This is a genomic window from Streptomyces sp. NPDC054872 (genome assembly GCF_053610705.1).
This window is the reverse complement of sequence record NZ_JBSGYY010000006.1, coordinates 35,559-53,222: the sequence shown is the minus strand read 5'-3', so window position 1 is coordinate 53,222 and position 17,664 is coordinate 35,559. Positions and strand designations below refer to the sequence as shown.

Below are 17,664 nucleotides of genomic sequence, written 5' to 3'. Positions count from 1 at the left end.
GTGTCCACGAACACCGCCCCGGAGGATGGGGAGGCCAGCTCACGTCGCTCACGGTGGGCAGCAAGCCGTACGAGGGCCAGTATGGCTCGACCGACCAGAGCGAGCGCATGAAGCTGGGCGACACCTTCTTCCACAACGGCCCGATCGGCCCGTCGGCCACGTCAACTGCCGGTGTGGACACGGGCTTTAATCGGGAACCGGCGGGCACACTCAACTCCATGACCCGTGACGGCAAGGCGCACTACTACCTCACCGATGCCCCCGGTTCGGTCGTCGCCACGGTGGACGAGTCCGGCGCGAATGCCAACACCTACTCCTACAGCCCTCGCGGCGTCACCCGAGCCGCCAGCACTGAAAAGACGCCTCAGCCCTACCGGTTTACGGGTGGCTACCAGGACCTGACCGGCCTATACCACTTCTCCGCCCGCTACTACGACCCCAACATCGGCCGTTTCAACTGCCCCGACCCCTCCGGCCAAGAGGAGAACCCCTACCTCTACGCCGAAGGCGACCCCGTCAACGGCATCGACCCGACGGGTCTCAAGAGTTGGCTCGACAAGGGCTTGGACCTCTATTCCAAAGTCAACGACGTCAAGGATGCCACGGGGCTCTACGGGGCAGTCCGTGATGGCGACTGGCAAACGGCAAAGAGCAAGGCGCCAGGCATGGTTGGCGGTGCATTGACCGGTGCGCCTTGTACCACAGCCGTTGCCATCTCGGCTTCAGCCAGCGCGGGTGCGACTGCTGCAGCTGAAGTTGGCTGTGTTTGCGGCCAGCGAGGCAGCGGGAGAGTGGTTCGAGCAGAAGGCTTCTTGAACGGTGAAGAATTGGTCGGGGGCGTTGAGAAGAAGGCGCCCCCAACCTGCAAGGGTAGACAACATAGCGAGGCAGCCGATGGTTCTGACACTTACTGAGGCCCGAGGGGTTATTCCAGATGGATACGAACTTCCAGTATTATTGATCAGCTTGGCTTTTGTTGCCTTCGTTCTCATCTATTCCCGAAGAAAGGGAAAGTGAGTGAGCAGCAGGCGCAGGGGTGCAAAAATTCTGGCTTCCACGGGGGTCGCTTTCGGTGTTTTGCTGCTGGTGATTCTGATCTCCGTAGCGATCGAAAACGGAATGGACATTGGGCTCCTCACGGCTCTTCTGTTCGCTACTCTACTGACAGCGGTCAATGTCGGCATTCTCATCAAATATCGATGAGGAAAACGTCGGTACGCTGAGGCCGGTGCCGGTCCCCGGAGCAAAGATGAACGCCCCGACACGCCGTCCCTACCTCGCGTGTACACGCTCACGGTGAACACAGATCGCCTTGCCAGGGCGGTCGAGATGATGGGGAATCGAGCGGGCGGTGCGCGGCGTCACTATGGGTGGCGCTGGAGTCCCGCTGGCGAAGAGTGAAATCGGGCCTGCTGGCCAATAAATTGAGAGATGTGCAGCCCGAGTTTGAGAGGCGGCAGCGTTTCCCAGGTCGGCGCAGGGGCCGCAAGGTGCTTCGCCGCTTCGTCTGCCGTGAGCCGAACGACGGAGCTGAAAACTGCGGCGACCGGTGGATGAAGCTCGCTCCGTGGGCCTCGTACTTTCCTGACTTCCTGGCCCCCGGCCAGGGCAACCGTGATCTGGAGACCGGACTCGACTGACTGACTCTTGAGTACCCCACGAAGCCAACGTAGCCGGGAACTGTCACAGCTCTTCTGCTCCTAGCCTGTGCCCGTCTGGGCCCAAAGCCTTGCAAGGGGCGAGATGGCGGCCCTTACCGCGCTCGCCGGGTCCCTTCGCTCCTACTGGGAGGTGGCCATAGCCCCCCGCCTCCCCAGTCTGCGCCGCTCCGTGCGCACCGAGAGCGCCGCCCGCACCCATACCCCGCAAGCCGACGGCTCGATTGTGCTCTTGCGTGACGACGGTGCCCGCACTTGCCCGGGTAGTGACAACCTCGTCTTCCCCTAACCCGTGGACCGCGAAGTCCGGCTTGAGGACTAGTTGTGTCGTTCTGACACGTTGGTGACGCGGCTGGCTGGGGTTTGGCTGCAGATTCCGGTGTGGGGTCGGTGGTAGTTGTACCAGTCGAGCCAGTCGGTAAACGCTGCTTGGCGTTCGGTATCGCTGGTGTAGGGCCGGTGGTAGGCCCATTCATCGAGCAGGGTGCGGTGGAAGCGTTCGACCTTGCCGTTGGTCTGCGGACGCCAGGGCCGTGTCCAGCGTGGTTGGATGCCCAGCTGTCGGCAGGTCTCGTGCCAGGTGGTTTTCGTGTAGGTCCAGGCGTTGTCGGTCAGCACTCGTTCGACGGTGATGCCATGGCCGGCGAACCAGGCGGCGGCCCGCTGCAGGAAAGCCCGCGCAGGTGGCCGCCTTCTCGTCGGGCAGGTCCTCGGTGTAGGCGAGCCGGGAGTGATCGTCCAAAGCCGTGTGCAGGTAGGCCAGTCCGGCCCTGTCATGGTTCTTGCTGCTAGCCTCCCGTCCCAGCACGCGGTGGCCGCCGCCGTCGGGGATGCGGCCCAGCTTCTTGACGTCGATGTGGAGCAGCTCACCGGGCCGGTTGCGTTCGTAGCGGCGGACGGGCCGGCCGGTGGCCCGGTCCAGCGTGGCCAGCGGCGGCAGGTGATGGTCACGCAGGATGCGGTGAACGGTCGAGGCGGCGATGTCGGGTGGTGAGGTGTTCGTCAAGGCTGTGGGCCAGAGCACCCGGGCATCACCGAGATGATGAATGCGGCGTACCAACGAACTGCTCCCCTCGACGGTCCCGGCCCCGGCGCTGCGGTGGTCGCTGGGGGTGAAGAGGTGGAGCGTCCTTGGATTCGAAAGTGTGGCGGGTCGCCACCCGCAGCTGCGCCCGTCCTCGCCGGATGTGGCGCAGGTGATGGGCGTCCTGGAAACTTTGAGCGCTACGCCCTGTCCGGCCGGGCCCCCCGATGCGCCGTCCCGGTTCAGCGGATGGTGCGACAGTGGGCATGGGCCGAGCGGGGAGAGGAGCTGGCGCGGTGGGAGGCGCGGTGTTCCATGGCAGGGGACACGCTGGTCCACGCCGATCTGCGGGCGGACAACGTGCTTCTTGCCGCCGGGAGCTGGGTGCTGGTGGCGGACTGGGCGGCGGCCGTGCGGGGCGCCCCGTGGGTTAATCCGGCCTACGTGTGCGCGCAGTTGGTCATGTCCGGGTGGGAGCCCGCGGCCGCGGAGCAGCCGCTCATCGCTGTGGGTCGTGGCTTGACGGTGATGGTCTGTCGTGGTTGTGATGTGTGGCTGTGTTTCGGCTGCTGTGCAGTGTGGGGCTGTTGCTCGCTGATGGGTGTGTGTCTGGTGTGGGCGTAGGGTCCGGTGCCGGGCGGGGTGGGGTGTGCAGCGCGCTGACCTGTGGTGGTCGGGGCTGGCGGCGTGGTGGTCGGGGAGAGTGTTTGGTGTCTGCCGCCGGGTTTGTGCCGGAGGTGGGATGGCTGTGGGCGGCCGCTGTGCAAGCCCGTTGTGCAGCTGTATGGGTTGGCTGAACGTCGGGTGATGCGGCTGCTTTGTCGGGTGTTGAGCGGTCGGGCGGTCATCGCGGTGGTCGGGCATCGCTGCGCTCTGCGCGTGCAGGTGCGTGGAGCAGGATCGCTGCGTAACGGGCCGTCTGGCGCCGGTGACGTTGCCGCAGTGATGGCGCTGCGCACCCCCTGCTGCCGGGCAGGCGCTGTCGTGGGAGCAACGGTCCGGCCCCGGCCCGGGTCAGGAGGGTTCGGTGAGAACCCACAATTCCCAGACTCCGGTGGCCCGGCACTCGTAGGCGCGTACGCCGTTCTCCAGGTACCAGCGGCCGCGCCCATGACAGTTGTTCTCCTCGGCCGGAGGGAAGTCGGCCACATGATGCCAGCCTGGCCCGGCTGCCGGCGTGGACTGTACGGGCGCGGTCTGTAGGGGCGCGGAAGCCGTGGCGGTTGCGCCGTGGCTCGCCACCAGCAGCGACGCGGCCGCAGCCGCGAGGAGAACGCGTTTCATGATTCGCATGGAACGCATCATTCCGCAGGTGGCGGACCCGCATCGATGGAGACTGCTCCGCCTTCCCCCGGTTGGCCTAACTGTTTGTGCGGACTCTTGGGAAGGGGTAGTAACACCGCTGGTTTCGCAGGTGCGTTGATGGTTTGTTCGGGCACGCAGGATTCGAACTCCTCGGTAAACGATTGCCGCCTGCTTGAGCTGGCTGAATGCGGTCGGGTTACGTCAGGAGCCGGAAGCCGGGTCGTTCAGCCCGTGGTCTGAGGAACTCGGCCGAGACATGCGCGGCGGGTCAAGGACCGGGCGTCACTGCGATGACTTTGGGCAGTCCTGTGAGGGTGACCATGTGATTGGCTGCCAGTTCGGCATGGGCGATGCCCGCGGTGAGGTCGATGATGGCTGTGGTCAGCAGTGCCGTGACGACGTGGTCAACGGAGCTGCTGCAGAACGCGATGACAGTGGCCGCGTGAGTAGGGGTTAAGCCGAGAAGGTGCTGTTGGTCGCCTTGATCGTCGTGTTCGGAGTTGAAGGTGGCCTCGTCGCCCATGTCAGGTGTGAGGGTCTCATCGTTGATGCAGTAGGCGTCAATTCCTGACCTGAGACCCGGCAGATCGAATGAGACGGTGTCGAGGGGGAGTTCCGGAGAGTGGAGCGCGGTTGGCCTGGCGTCCAGCAAGCTGGTTGAGAATGCTGCAGGTTGCGTGAGAATTCCTTTGCGTGGTGCCAACCAGTGCTCCGTGCACCGGCCCGTCCCGCTGAACTCCGTCTGGACGGCGGGCGGTGCGAGCGTCGTCGAGCTGAAATGAACACATCTGCACGTCTCATCCACGACGATCAAGTAGCAGCTGGAAGGGCCGGCGGTGCGCGTCTGCTCGTTGTGTTCTTCGCGACCAGCCGCGTCCGTGGGTTCCACTCGTCGTTTGGGTCGATTCGAGGGCGTCCGAACCGGGCGCTGACGGCTGCGAACCAACTGCCCTCCGGGCAGATTTCTGCCCGCGGCTCTCTCGCCGGCATGCCTTCTGCCGGTGGTGGTGTTGGAGGGAGGCTGGGCGGCGCTTGTTTTCGGTCGGGTTCGGGTCGGTGGGGGTTTCGCTGTGTGTAACGGGGGTGTGGGGAGTCTTTCGTTCCGCCCTGTTTGCGGCGTTTTGCCCGCGTGGAGGGGAGGGGCTGATTCCGTCGTGTGTGGCATGGGCGTTCTGGGGAACGAGGCCGCGTCTTGTGGTGATGGTGTGTCAATTTGTGTGCCGCCCGTGGCCGCTGGGGTCTGCGGGATGTGACTTCCTGTGGGGGGAAGCCTTGATGAATCGCACCTGGGGCGCGCGTCTTTCGCGTGCCCGCAAGAGATCCGCTCTGGCCTCGGCGGCGGTGGTCGCGTCCGGCGCCCTGACGCTGTCGCTGCTGCCAGCCGCGGGTATCGCTTCCGCTGCCGATGAGCCGGGATCGGCGTGGGGCAAGGACGCCCCGAACTTCACGATGCCGCCGGTGAAGGTCGGTTCGAACGACCCGGTGGCACCGCAGGCCGAGCGCACGCCAACCGGTGAGGTGGCGGCGTGGCGGGCCGAGCAGAAGAAGCGGGCCCAGGGCGGCGAGGAGGCCGGCCTCTCGGGCCGGGCGGCGCCCAGTGATTATGTGGCCGAGGGGCAGGGGGATGTGCCCTGGCACAAGATCAGCAACTTCGCGATCACCGATGCTCTGACAGCCCGGGTCGACTATTCGACCGGCAACCTCATGCTGACCGCGACCGATTTCCAGATCGCCGGGGTGGGCCAGAACCTGAGCCTGTCACGCACCTACAACTCCCTCGATGCCCCCTGGGGCAAGGTCTCCCAGCGCTGGTGGCAGCAGTACGAGCGTTACCTGCAGGTCCTGGACGGCGAGGTGGTCCTCTACGACGCCTCGGGGGAGAGCCTGCGGTTCGCCCAGAAGGCGGACGGCACGTTTACCACGCCCAAGGGCTACTCGAAGGAACTGAAGAAGAACGCGGACGGCACCTACACGGTCACCAACTGGAAGTCGTCGTCCAAGGACACCTACAACAGCCACGGCACGCTGACCAAGGTCACGGACAAGAACAAGGGCGCCATCACGATCGCCCAGCATGACGAGGGCGGCGAGAACAAGGGCTTCAAGCTGACCGAGACCCGCTCGGGCCGGTGGATCGACCTGGTCAAGACCGATGCTTCGCAGTGGCAGGCCAAGGACAACGCGGGCCGCACCGCCGTCTTCGACCTTGACCCGGCCGGGAACCTGCACAAGACCACGAACGCGGAAGGCAAGACCACCACGTTCGACTACGACGATTCTCGCCGCCTGACGAAGATCACCACGGCGGAGAAGCGGGTCACCGTCTTCACCTACGACAGCGCCAACCGCGTCACGTCCATGCTGCGGGCAACGGAGTTCAACGGCTCCGGCCACACCGGTCCCACGTGGACGTATGAGTACGACGCCGCCACGCCGACGGCCGCAGGCACGACCAAGGTCACCGACCCCGAGCAGCACGCCACCAGCTATCAGCACGACAGCGACGGCCAGGTCGAGAAGGTCACCGACGCCCTGAAGCACTCCCGCTCGACGAAATTCGACGCGAACCACAACGTCGACACGTCCACGGATGCGATGGGTTCGGGGACCACCCCGGGCAATGTGTCGGACTACGGGTTCAATACCCGTAACAACCTGGAGAGCGTGACGTCCCCAACGGGCGGGAAGTCCGTTACGAGCTGGCAGACGATCGCCGGCGGGGACGTGCCCAAGGACTCCACCAACGCTGATGGCGAGAAGACCAGCTACGGGTACGACACCGCAGGCAACACCAAGTCGGTCGCGCAGAGCGGAACCGGGGGCGGCAGCGTCTCCTACACCTACAACCCCGCCACATCCACCTGCGGGGGGTTCGAGGGCCAGCGGTGTGCGGCCGAAACGAAGATGTCGACGTCCAAGACGGTGAAGACGTCGTTCACCTATGACGGCAAGGGCAACCTGACCAAGGTGACCCCGCCGGGGCCGCTGGGGGAGACGACCTACACCTACGACAGTCTGGGCCGCACCGAAACCCTGACCGACGGCCGTGGCATCAAGAAGGTCTTCACCTACGACCACCTCGACCGCATCAAGACCGTCTCCACCACCAACGACACGGTGCGCTACTACTACGACGACGACGGCAACCTCCGCCAGCGTGACGACAACACCGGCACCGTCAAGTACCAGTTCGACCCACTGCAGCGCGAAACCATCCGCACCCTGCAGGACGGCTCCCAGACCCTGCTCGCCTACACCCCCGCAGGCAACGTCGACTTCTACCAGGACCCGGCCGGAAAGGTCGACTACACCTGGAACGAGGTCAACAAGCTCAAGGAACTCAAGGACGCCCAGGGCCGGGTAACGACGCACAAGTACAACAACAACGACGTCCGTACCGAGACCGCCTATCCCGGCGGAACGGTGCAGAAGGTCGATGTCGACAAGTCCAGCCGCCCTCAGAAGATCACGGCCACGTCCCCCAAGGGCACCTTGGTGGACCTTGCCTACACCTACGGATATGGCACCGGCGCCGCGACCGACGGCGACAAGATCCGCACCAGCACCGACGCCGTGACCGGACTGAAGACCAGCTACAGCTACGACGGGGCGGGCCGCTTCTCCTACGCCGCGGAGAACAAGGGCTCCGCGCTGAACGAGTCCTGGCAGTACTGCTACGACCTGGCCGGCAACCTCACCAGCCAAGGCACCGAGAAGGGCTGCCCGCGCGGCACCACCTACACGGTCAACGACGCCCAGCAGATCACCGCGAAGAACGGCTCGTCCACGAACTGGTCGTACGACCAGGAGGGCCATGAGACCTCGGCGGCGTCGACCCCGGAGGGGACCCGCACCGGGGAGACATGGTCGGATCACAGTCAGCTCACCTCCCTGACCGTGGCCGGAAAGACCTACACCGGCCAGTACGGCTCCACCGACCAGAGCGAACGCATCAAGCTCGGCGACACGTTCTTCCATAACGGGCCGATCGGCCTCTCCGCCACGTCAACCGCGGGCGTGGACTCGGGCTTCAACCGCGAACCGGGGGGCACACTCAACTCCATGACCCGTGGCGGAAAGGCGTTCTACTACCTCACCGACGCCCTCGGCTCCGTCGTCGCCACCGCCGACGAGTCCGGCGCGAAAGCCAACGCGTATTCCTACAGCCCCCGCGGGGTCACCCGCGCCGCGAGCACGGAAAAGGTCAGCCAGCCCTACCGGTTCGCCGGGGGCTATCAGGACCCGACGGGCATGTATCACTTCGCCGCCCGTTACTACGACCCCAACATCGGCCGCTTCAACAGCCCCGATCCCTCTGGCCAGGAGCAGAACCCCTATCTCTACGCCGAAGGCGACCCGGTCAACAGGATCGATCCGACCGGCCTGAAGAACGTGCTGACTGATTTCGTGGACCAGGTCGGGACTGCGAAGGACGTCGTCGACATGGGCAAGGACGCGTTCAACGGTGACTGGAAGGGCGTTGCGACCACCGCAGCAGGCATGGCGGGCGGCGCTCTTGTCGGGTCGGTCTGCGGCTCCATTGCCGTGGGCTTTGGTGTGGCGACTGGCGGTGCGGGACTGGCAACAGGAGCAGCGTGCGGTGCGGCGGCTTCCTTCGGTAGCTACGCCGCCAGTGATTTTGTCGAGAGACAGTTCTAGGAGGATTCGATGACAGGGCCGCTTGTTTTCGCAGCGCTTGGCATCCTGGCCATATTGGTCGGGGTCTACGCCGCACGCGGCCAGCAAAGGATGCTGTCCGCAAGGGTGGGCGAGAACAATGCCAAACTAGCCAGAAATAACACTCGAATCCTCTTCGTGGGACTCGGTGTCGTCTTTCTCATCGTTGCTCTGCTGGGCCTCATCGGCGAGCTGACACGCTAGTTCAGGCTCTGATGACCGGACAGCGCAGGCCCCCAGGGTGAAACCCCTGGGGGCCTGCGGGTCCGTGGCACGTGAGAACCGCGTGGATCCCGAAGAGAATTCGGCGAAGACGACGAATCATCCTCATGAGACTGGAGAAGAACATGGCGAACTCTAATCGTGGCTTTACCGTCTGGTGGGTGGTCGTGATCGTATTAGGAATCATCATCGGTATCGCATTGGCTACTTGACGTAACTCGTTTTCAATTACGGTGCGCAGCCCCGCAGACGGTCGTGGGCGATGTCTGCGCAGTGCGGTGGCCGAGACTGGTGGAGGTGTGGTCGGGGTTGGTTGTCGCACTGGTGGTCGGTATTGACCACCGCTGGTCACCGGGTGTGATCCCTTCCAGAGGCCAGAGCAGGCCCTGGCCGGGCCAGTGGCACACACAGCTACCCTGCAGCGACTCCAAAGCTGAATCCGAACGTTTCATCGGCCGCGGGAAGATGGCCGAGGAACTCGGACATGTCGTGACGGTACAACTGAGTCAACTGCTCAACGACGGGCCGCAACTCGGCGGTCGTGGGGCGAAGGGTGAGCGGCGCGGAGTCCGTGATCAAGCCCATCCGGGAATTCTCGCATCCACCCGAACAGGGGGCGCAAAGCGGGAATTTCAGACAAGGAACGTCAGCCGCTCGCCGACCCGGCGGGACTTTGACGACACGGCCCAGGATGGCTGTGGAGACGTCGGCGCCGGTGTGGCCGAAACCGACAAATCGCGGGGACGCCTCGTTGTGGCACAGCGGCAGGACGACACCCACGAGTTCCTGCGCGACGCTATGAGAACGCAATCGAAGCTCCCAGATGTGTGTGGCGCGGGCGCGCGGGCGCAGGTCCTCAGCAGCAAAGGCCGATGACGCCGTGGCCCGGCTTTGAGGATCTTGCCGGCCTTGTCCTGCTGGAACCCGGTGTAGACGTCGCGGAACCGTTGTCCATCGTGGACGTCGGCGCCCTCAACGCGCCCTTTCTCCGGGTAGCGGTGCTCTGTGGGCTGCTCATCGCGCACTTCGTACCAGCGGCCCGGCTGGTGGCTGAGGCCGCCCACCCCACCAACGGTCGCCGCGAGATGGGCGGGCGGTAGGCCCGTCGCCCCGAGCCGCGCACGCGCCGCCCTCATCCACTCGGAGCGCGGCACGCCCGTCCATTCCTTGGTGGCCGGGAGTTCAGGCGTGCGCCGTTGACCCCAGTCGGAGTCCGTGCCCGGTGCTGTGGTGGTGTTCTGCGGCCTTGGCCGCGGGCTGGTGTGTGTGGGCTGGGTTGGGGGGTGTGGGTTAGAAGTGGGTGATGATGTTGAAGGCGTGGCGGAGTTGTTTCATGTCGTGCCGGTCGCGGTCTGAGGGTGGGTAGCCCTGGTGGAAGTAGACCTGTTGGGTGGCGGACAGGCAGGGGACGGGTGTTTGGTGGATGGTGCCGGTGACGAAGCATGTGGGGGGATAGAGGAAGGGGCGTTGTGGCTGGGGGGAGGCTTGGGTTGCTGCGCCGTCGGCGGTGAAGACCAGGGGGTGGAGATCGATGTCGCGCCCGGTGGTGTCTGTGACGACGTATCGGATGGGCCGGTGGTCGAGGCTTTCCGCAAAGCCTGCCGCGGCCAGGGCCCCTAGCACGGCTGGTTCCTGGTCGTGGCGGTGCATCAGGTCCAGGTCGCGGTGGTTGCGGGTCTGCTCGCCGATCAGGGCGTCGATGCCCCATCCTCCGCCGACCCAGATGTCCAGCTGTGCTCGCTGCAGGTGGGCCAGGACGGTCAGTACGTCATCAGCTGTCATCACTGGGGCAGGGTAGAGGCGCGGGCATCGTGCGGCGAGCGGTTTTTGGCTGGAGGAGAGAGGCAGGCCCAGGGCCCTGGTTGGGGGCGATCGCGTGGAGTGCGGCGTGAGTGCCTGCTGCTGGAGCTGGCATGCCGGGCGAAAGGGCCCCTGTCTGTTTGTCGCGGTGGTTTGACGCGAAGGGGTCCCTGTTTGTTTGTCGCGGTGGTTCGACGCTGGGCGGGGGGATTGGCGGCGGTGTCCGGTTGGGCAGCGCTGCCTGATGGGTGGCGGTGCAGGTGCCGGGCGGGGTCTCGGTGAGGGGTGCCGACGGTGATACCGACCGTGTTCCCAGCGTGGCAGGTCCCCACCAGGGCGAACAGGCCGGCGTTGCGGCCATGCCTTTCACGCCCGGGGAGGGGGACCATGTGCACAACCATCAAGGCGCGCCGGGGGGGGGGGGGGGGATCATCCCGACGGCTGCCACGCCGTGAACCCGTCTTGAATTCTCTCGTTGACCGGCGTGTCGATGTCCCGTCGCGGGCGGCGTGGTCCCGTCTGGGGGGCGTGGTCCCGGTCTCAGGTGATGTGGTGCGACTGGGCCAGTGTCTGGAGATGGTGTGGTCCGTCGGGACTCGAGCTGTCTGGTCGTATCGGACTGCGGTTTGTCTCACCGATCCGCGCACTGAGCCTGAGTCTGCGGTAGGAGGGGTGGGAGGGGTTTGAGTGAGGCCGTGTCCCGCTGTGGGGTGGCTGGTGTCTCGACAGGGTCTGTCCTTGATCCTGGGTCCTGGCCGCCGTCGGGTTTGGGCCGCCGTCGGGTTCTGGCCCGGATGGCGGTGGTGAGTGTTTTGGGCGCTGTCGCCCTAAAACACTCGCCACCGCCGGATCGGCAGCCGGCTTACCTGGAAAGTTCAGCCGGTTGGTCCAGTCTCGTCAGCTTCTGCGGGTTTCTCACCAAGTAGACCCGGGTGACCTGCCCGTTCTCCACCACGAGGCTCACCGCCGTGGCCAACTTGCCGTCGATGTCGATGCGGCCCGCGGGTGCGCCGTTGAGCCACACGGCCGTCGTCGCGAGCGCGGCCACGTCCACCTGGTTCGTGCGCGTGAGTACCTTCGCCACGAGCTGGGCCCCCTGGAGGGGAGCCAGAGCGGCGGCCGCAAGCCCGCCACCATCGGCGATCAAGACCACGTCCGGTGCCATGACTTCCATCAGCTCCTGCAGCTGCCCGGTTCGCAACGCGAGCAAGAACCGTGCCACCACGGCCTGCTGCTGTGACCGGCTCACCTGCACCCGTGGCCGCCGGGCCGCCACATGCTGGCGTGCTCGCCGCGCGATCTGCCGCACCGTGGCCCCGGACTTCCCGGTGGCTGCGGCGATCTCGCCGTAGGGCACCTCGAAGACCTCGCGGAGTACGAACACCGCCCGTTCCGTGGGCCCGAGTGTTTCCAGGACGGTCAGCATCGCGATCGAGACGCTCTCCGCGAGTTCTACGTCTTCGGCGACATCAGCTGTGGTCAGCAGCGGTTCCGGCAGCCACTGACCGACATAGTCCTCGCGGCTGCGTGCCACCGTCCGCAGCCGGTTGAGCGCCTGCCGTGTGACGGTCCTGACCAGGTACGCCCGCGCATCGTTCACCCGCGACTGGTCGACCTGGGCCCACCTGAGCCAGGACTCCTGCAGCACGTCCTCCGCGTCGGCCGCGGAGCCGAGCATCTCGTAGGCGACCGTGAACAGCAGGCTGCGATGAGCGACGAAGGGGTCCTGGCTCATGCCGTCGGCGCTGCGCCGGAGGTTGCGGGACGCGCGGCCAGCGGGATCTCGCAGGCATCGGAGTAGCCCTGCGAAGTGATCCCGTGCGCCGTGTTGCACCTGGCTGCCAGGTTGGCGAAGCCGATGAACACAGTGAGCTCGACCAGCGCCGCCGGCCCCAGCCGGCCGAGCAGACTGGCCGACAGCTCATCGGTGACGGTCGTCGGCGTGTTCGTCATGGCCTCGGCGTATGCCATCACGTCCCGCTCCAATGGCGTGAACACCTGCGATTCCCGCCAGCGCGGCACCTGGCTCGCCTTGGCCGGGTTCAGGTTCTGATGCAGTGCCGCGAAGTAGTTGATGTCCAGGCACCAACTGCAGCCGACCTGTGCCGCGACGGCCATGTGCGCGAATGTCTTGAGGCTCGCGTCGGCCGCGTCCCAGGTGCCCACCTTGGCTGCAAACTCTTGGTTGTCTTGGGCGAGTTTGGGGTTGTTCCACAGCACCTCGTGGGGCTCGGGCACAAAACCGAGCTGCTTGATCAGGTTTTCGCGGAGCTCGGCGGGGAGCTCGGCTTTCGGGACGCGTAGCGCCATGGTGTTCTCCTTTGGACGTTTGACCCTTTGGCATGTAGACACCAACCGGCTCGCGAGTGTGACAACCACCCTCGCCACTCCGCATGGATCGTCAGCGCGTCCAGGCCGGCCCCCGGCCGCTCTCAGACGACAGTGCCCTCGGATGGAAGGCCATTCCTCCTCGCCGGGTGCGTCCGGGGCAGCGGCCCCTCGCCCCTGGAAGCGGTCGCACCCAACGGCGGAGGGGGACCAGATCACCTGCCGGTGCCAGCGTCCTGCGGCTGTGCAGTAGCGGTGAGGGATCTACGCCGGCGATCGGGCCGGGTGCGCAGCCTATCGGCGCTACCGGCCGCCCGTGGTGCGCGCACTGCGCACGGGCATCCGCAAGGGGCGAGACCGAACGAGGGCAAGCGCGCTGCACATCACGGGACACGCTTCCCGGCGGCTACGCTCTCCATGGCCCGATCCTGAAGACTCCAGGATGTGGTGAGGGGGTTTGGTGCGAGAACCCATGCTGCCGGGTACCGATCCCTCTTGGTGGTTTCGCGCTGGGCTCTGTCCCAGCAGGCCGGTCCGAACGGGGATGGAGCACGCGGAGTACGCAGCCGGCCTCATGCCAACGGGGCGAGGCATCGGTGGACGGTGCGCTACCGGGTCGATGAGCCAGTCCGGGGCCGGCCTCCGGAGCCCCCGCCGCCCCGTTCCGGGGCGGGCCTGGCGGCGGTTCCTTGGGAGGTTCCCACCCCGGCCCGTCGTTTCCCTGGGGACGTCGCCCTCTCTCGTCATGTGACATGCCGTTCAGCATCCGGCGAACGCCCGGGAATTGACTACGACCGATAAGTATCACCCAATTTGGATGGTCAGACCCGCAGTTGAAAGAGATACAGCCCCCGCCGTCCACCGACTGCCAGGACGTGCGTGGGCCCCCAGGCACAAGAGAAGAGCGCCGATTCGGCTCGGGCGACGGCCGCGAGGCTGCGTGTGGTGGTGTTCCAGATGCGCAGCGTTCCATCGCCGCCGTCGCCGTACTTGCTGCCCCCGACGCTGGCGAGCCACATGCCGTCCGCGCTGATCGCCACTGCCCCCACTCGGCCGCAGTGGCCGGTCAGGGCATGCGTCCAGGCACCGGAAGCTCGGTCCCCTATGCGTACGATTCCGTCGTTGTAGCCGTCATACAGGCCACCCGCGGCGGCGAGCCACGTGCCGTCCGGGCTGATCGCCAGCGTGTACACCGAGAAGAGTTCGCGGTCGGCGGTGGCCGTGCAGATTCCCGTGGCCCGGTCCCAGATCCGTACACGCCCGAGGTTGTCGCTGGTGGCGAGCCACGTGCCGTCCGGGGCGATCGCCACCGACTCCACGTTGGCATGATGGCCTCCGAGGGTGGACGTGCAGGTCGCGGTGGCCAGGTCCCAGATCCGCAGGGCCTCATCGCCCTCGCCGCCGGCGGCAAGCCAGGTGCCGTCCGGGGCGATCGCCATCGCCTTCACTTCGCCGCCGTTGTCGGCGAGGGTGGCCGTGCAGGCACCGGACGCCCGGTCCCAGATCCGCACCTTCCCGAGGCCGTCGCCAGTGGCGAGCCACGTGCCGTCCGGGCTGATGGCCATGGATCCCACCCGGCCGCGGTGTCCGGTGAGGGTCGCCGCACAGGTGCCGGTGGCGCGGTCCCAGATGCGCGCCTTTCCGTAGCCGAAGCCGTCGCCGTCGCCGGTGGCGAGCCAGGTGCCGTCCGGGCTGATCGCCACCGCGGCCACTCCGTTGCGGTGGCCGGAGTCCTGTGACGTCTGGGCGGCGAGGGTCCGGTCCCAGATCCGCACCGACTTGTCCCCGTCGCTGCCTGCGGCGAGCCAGGCCCCGTCCGGGGCGATGGCCATCGCCCCCACGCTGCCGCGGTGCCCGGTGAGGGTTGCCGTGCAGATACTGGTGGCCCGGTCCCAGATACGTACGGTCCCGTCCACGTCGCCGCCGGTTGCGAGCCAGGTGCTGTCCGGGGCGATGGCGATCGATGCCACCCGGCCGCGGTGTCCGGTGAGGGTCGCCGTACACGCACCAGATGCCCGGTCCCAGATCCGCACCGACCCGCGGCCGTCGATGGTGGCGAGCCAGGTGCTGTCCGGGGCTATCGCCATCGCACGCACCCTGTGGGGCTGGTCGGGGACGGTGGTGGTGAAGGTACCGGTGGCCACGTCCCAGAGCTGCACCGCCTTGTCGGCGGCGCACGTGGTGGCGAGCCAGGTGCCGTCCGGAGCGATCTGCACCGGCCCCAACCAGCCCGCGTGTGCGGTGAGGGTGGCGGTGCACGTCCCGGTGGAACGGTCCCAGATCCGCACCGCTTCGTCCTGGTAGCTGGTGGTGGCCAGCCATCTGCCGTCCGGAGCGATCGCCATCGAACGCACCACACCGGCCCTGCCGGTGAGAGTGGCGGTGCAGACACCGGTGACCGGGTCCCAGATCCACACTGCCTCGTCGTCATGGCCGGTAGTGGCGAGCCACGTGCCGTCCGGGGCGATCACCACGGACTTCAGGTTGCTGTCGTTGCCGGTGAGCGTGGCGGTACAGGTGCCGGACGCCCGGTCCCAGATCCGCACCGTCCCGTCGCCTTCGAACGCGTAGTCGCTGCCGCCGGTGGTGGCGAGCCACGTGCCGTCCGGGCTGATGGCTATCGATCCCACCCGACCGTGGTGGCCGGTGAGAGTGGCCGTGCAGGTGCCGGACGACAGGTCCCAGATCCGCACCGTCCCGTCGTTGCCGACGCCGTCACTTCGCAAGACACGCACTCTCCCGTCACTGGTGGCGAGCCACGTGCCGTCCGGCGCGACGGCCACCGCCCACACCCCGTCGACGTGTCCGGTGAGGGTCCGCCGGAGCGCGGGAGCGGGGGCGTCGGGCAGGGGCCACACGGTTTCGAGACAGGGGCGTTGCGCCGGGTCGTGGTGGCGGGCGGTGACTTGGGGGCGCCAGTAGGGATGTGTGTCGAGGCGGCTGTGGAGGACGCCGGTGAGGAGGTGGGGCGGGTCCGTGGGGGTGAGGAGGTGCGCGGCCTGGGAGAGGGTGCGTGCCAGCAGGCGGGTGTGGGGGGTGTCCGTGCGGACGAGGTCATTCCAGGGGGCGGTGGGTCCGCGGTGGCCGAGGCGGGTCTCCACCCATCGCAGGTCACCGGCCACGGCCTCGGCCAGGGAGGCTCGACCGGCCGCGATGAGGTGGACGATGAGGTGGTCCAAGAGGTAGTCGTCGGTCAGTTGCCACCAGGCGTGCCTGGGGTCGGGCTGGGCGGGGGCCAGGGGGCGGGCCGTGAGCAGGGTGGTGGCGATGGCCTCGGTCAGGGCGTGGTTGACGCGGGCCAGGCCGTCCGCGCCGAGCTCACCGCGCAGATAGTCATGGATGACGTCATGGAGGCTGATCCAGCCGCCGTCCGTCTGGTCGAGGGTGAGCAGGGACAGGCGTTCCAGGTCCCGGCAGAGCGTGCGGCCCTGCTCCTCGTCCAGTCCGCCGGTACCCTGCCACAGCAAGGTGACCACCGAAAGGGGAAGGGACTCGCCCGCGGCGAAGATGCCGAGCTCGGCGAAGCGCTGCCGGCTGCCGGCGGGCAGCAGCGTGGTGGCGGCCTCGATCGACGCCCGGGCCCGCTGATTGCGCAGGCCTGGGTCGTCTAGGTCCCAGGCGGCGGTCGGGCTGTCCACGGCTGCGGGCCCGCTGCCGCGCAGCCGGTGGAGGATGCGCTCGCCGGCGGAAGCGGCATCGGCGCCGGTGGCGTGCTGCTCGGCGATCAAGCGGTTGGTCAGCCGCAGCAGCAGGGCCCATCGGCCGGTTGCCTGGACCAGGGCGTCGACCAGGGGCCCGGGCAGCGGTGGCAGGTCCCAGGTCAGCACAGCCTGGGCCTGGGCGCGGGACATCTGGTCGACCGGGATGCGGGCTTCGGCGGGCAGCAGCTCGGGCTTGCGGGTGGTGATGAGTCGTATGCAGCGGCGGCCTCCCATCAGGAAGGGGGTCAACTGCTCGTGCTCCCACACGTCGTCGAGGACGAGCAGCGTGCGCGGCCGCTGGTCCAGGAGACGGCCGAGGTGGCTGCCTGCGAGAGCGGGGTCGTCGAACTCCGTCGTGTCACCCGTGATGAACCGGGTGACTTCGGCGACCTTGGCCGTCACCTCTGCCCGACTGCGGACGTCTCTGCCGATGGTGACCAGGTAGATGCGGGAACGGAAGCGCCTGCGTACCTGTCTGTTCACGCACACCGCCTGCGCCAGCATCGTCTTGCCGAAGCCGCCGGCTCCCGCCAGGGCGGTGGTGAGGCCCACGGCACGGTCGCCGCGGCATACCGTCGCCACGGTGGCGCGGATCTGGGCCCGGTCGATGAACCACTCCGGCAGTGTCGGCGCCGGCGGGGGCGGCGGATCGTTCACGACCGCGGGCGGACGGGCCTGGAGCCATGTCATGACACCGGCCGCCACGATGCCGAGCGCACCGAGGACGGCCATGTACGTCCACGGATGCTGCCGCAGCTCATCCAGGTACCCGGGCCAACGGGCCGCGGCTGTCGCGGGGTTGCCCGCCAGCGCGAGCAGGAGCGCCAGTGCGGCACTGAGCGTGGCCCCCGCCACCACGACCGCCGTCCACACCCACGCCTTCGTACGCACGCGCCCACCCCCGGCCACCGTCCCTGCGTGCGACCGTAACGACATCACCCGCCATTCT

Annotated in this window: 11 protein-coding genes and 2 pseudogenes; 6 read left to right on the top strand and 7 right to left on the bottom strand. The window is 67.1% G+C overall.

Annotation, left to right across the window (positions count from 1 at the left end):
* Positions 1 to 35 precede the first annotated feature (35 nt).
* A pseudogene (locus ACWGIH_RS09190) lies at positions 36 to 914 on the top strand (RHS repeat-associated core domain-containing protein); the annotation flags it as partial.
* A 103-nt stretch (positions 915 to 1,017) separates the two neighbouring features.
* Complete coding sequence (locus ACWGIH_RS09185; protein WP_453448129.1) at positions 1,018 to 1,203, top strand: hypothetical protein; 186 nt, start codon at positions 1,018 to 1,020, stop codon at positions 1,201 to 1,203.
* Between the two features lie 773 nt (positions 1,204 to 1,976).
* Here ACWGIH_RS09185 and ACWGIH_RS09180 read toward each other — a convergent pair.
* Positions 1,977 to 2,950: pseudogene (locus ACWGIH_RS09180) on the bottom strand (IS481 family transposase).
* On the opposite strand from ACWGIH_RS09180, the gene ACWGIH_RS09175 reads away from it, so the two are divergent.
* The gene (locus ACWGIH_RS09175) at positions 2,932 to 3,306 is read left to right on the top strand and encodes a phosphotransferase (protein ID WP_453448128.1); all 375 of its coding nucleotides are present in this window, start codon (positions 2,932 to 2,934) and stop codon (positions 3,304 to 3,306) included. The pseudogene ACWGIH_RS09180 and the gene ACWGIH_RS09175 overlap by 19 nt on opposite strands.
* A 390-nt stretch (positions 3,307 to 3,696) precedes the next feature.
* On the opposite strand, the gene ACWGIH_RS09170 is transcribed toward ACWGIH_RS09175, so the two are convergent.
* The gene (locus ACWGIH_RS09170; protein WP_453448127.1) at positions 3,697 to 3,966 is read right to left on the bottom strand and encodes a hypothetical protein; all 270 of its coding nucleotides are present in this window, start codon (positions 3,964 to 3,966) and stop codon (positions 3,697 to 3,699) included.
* A gap of 289 nt (positions 3,967 to 4,255) precedes the next feature.
* On the bottom strand, positions 4,256 to 4,690 hold the full coding sequence (locus ACWGIH_RS09165; protein ID WP_453448126.1) for a DUF6368 family protein: 435 nt from the start codon (positions 4,688 to 4,690) through the stop codon (positions 4,256 to 4,258).
* 572 nt (positions 4,691 to 5,262) lie between these two features.
* Between ACWGIH_RS09165 and ACWGIH_RS09160 the strand changes: the two genes are divergently transcribed.
* From ACWGIH_RS09160 to ACWGIH_RS09150, 3 genes are all read left to right on the top strand, one after another.
* Positions 5,263 to 8,646 carry an RHS repeat-associated core domain-containing protein gene (locus tag ACWGIH_RS09160; protein WP_453448125.1) on the top strand — a complete coding sequence of 1,128 codons (3,384 nt, stop codon included), beginning with the start codon at positions 5,263 to 5,265 and terminating at the stop codon, positions 8,644 to 8,646.
* Positions 8,647 to 8,655: 9 nt separating this feature from the next.
* Entirely contained in the window at positions 8,656 to 8,868 is a 213-nt protein-coding gene (locus ACWGIH_RS09155; protein ID WP_453448124.1) for a hypothetical protein, read from the top strand.
* Between the two features lie 890 nt (positions 8,869 to 9,758).
* Entirely contained in the window at positions 9,759 to 9,986 is a 228-nt protein-coding gene (locus ACWGIH_RS09150) for a hypothetical protein (protein ID WP_453448123.1), read from the top strand.
* A gap of 190 nt (positions 9,987 to 10,176) precedes the next feature.
* On the opposite strand, the gene ACWGIH_RS09145 is transcribed toward ACWGIH_RS09150, so the two are convergent.
* The 4 genes from ACWGIH_RS09145 to ACWGIH_RS09130 form a co-directional block, all read right to left on the bottom strand.
* Positions 10,177 to 10,668, bottom strand: coding sequence for a nucleotidyltransferase domain-containing protein (locus ACWGIH_RS09145; protein WP_453448122.1), 492 nt, complete (start codon positions 10,666 to 10,668; stop codon positions 10,177 to 10,179).
* Between the two features lie 880 nt (positions 10,669 to 11,548).
* A complete protein-coding gene (locus tag ACWGIH_RS09140; protein WP_453448121.1) occupies positions 11,549 to 12,421 on the bottom strand; it encodes an RNA polymerase sigma-70 factor in 873 nt (290 codons plus the stop codon).
* On the bottom strand, positions 12,418 to 12,996 hold the full coding sequence (locus tag ACWGIH_RS09135; protein ID WP_453448120.1) for a carboxymuconolactone decarboxylase family protein: 579 nt from the start codon (positions 12,994 to 12,996) through the stop codon (positions 12,418 to 12,420). Before ACWGIH_RS09135 ends, ACWGIH_RS09140 begins: the two co-directional genes overlap by 4 nt.
* A gap of 839 nt (positions 12,997 to 13,835) precedes the next feature.
* A complete protein-coding gene (locus tag ACWGIH_RS09130; RefSeq protein WP_453448119.1) occupies positions 13,836 to 17,606 on the bottom strand; it encodes an NB-ARC domain-containing protein in 3,771 nt (1,256 codons plus the stop codon).
* Between the last annotated feature and the right edge of the window lie 58 nt (positions 17,607 to 17,664).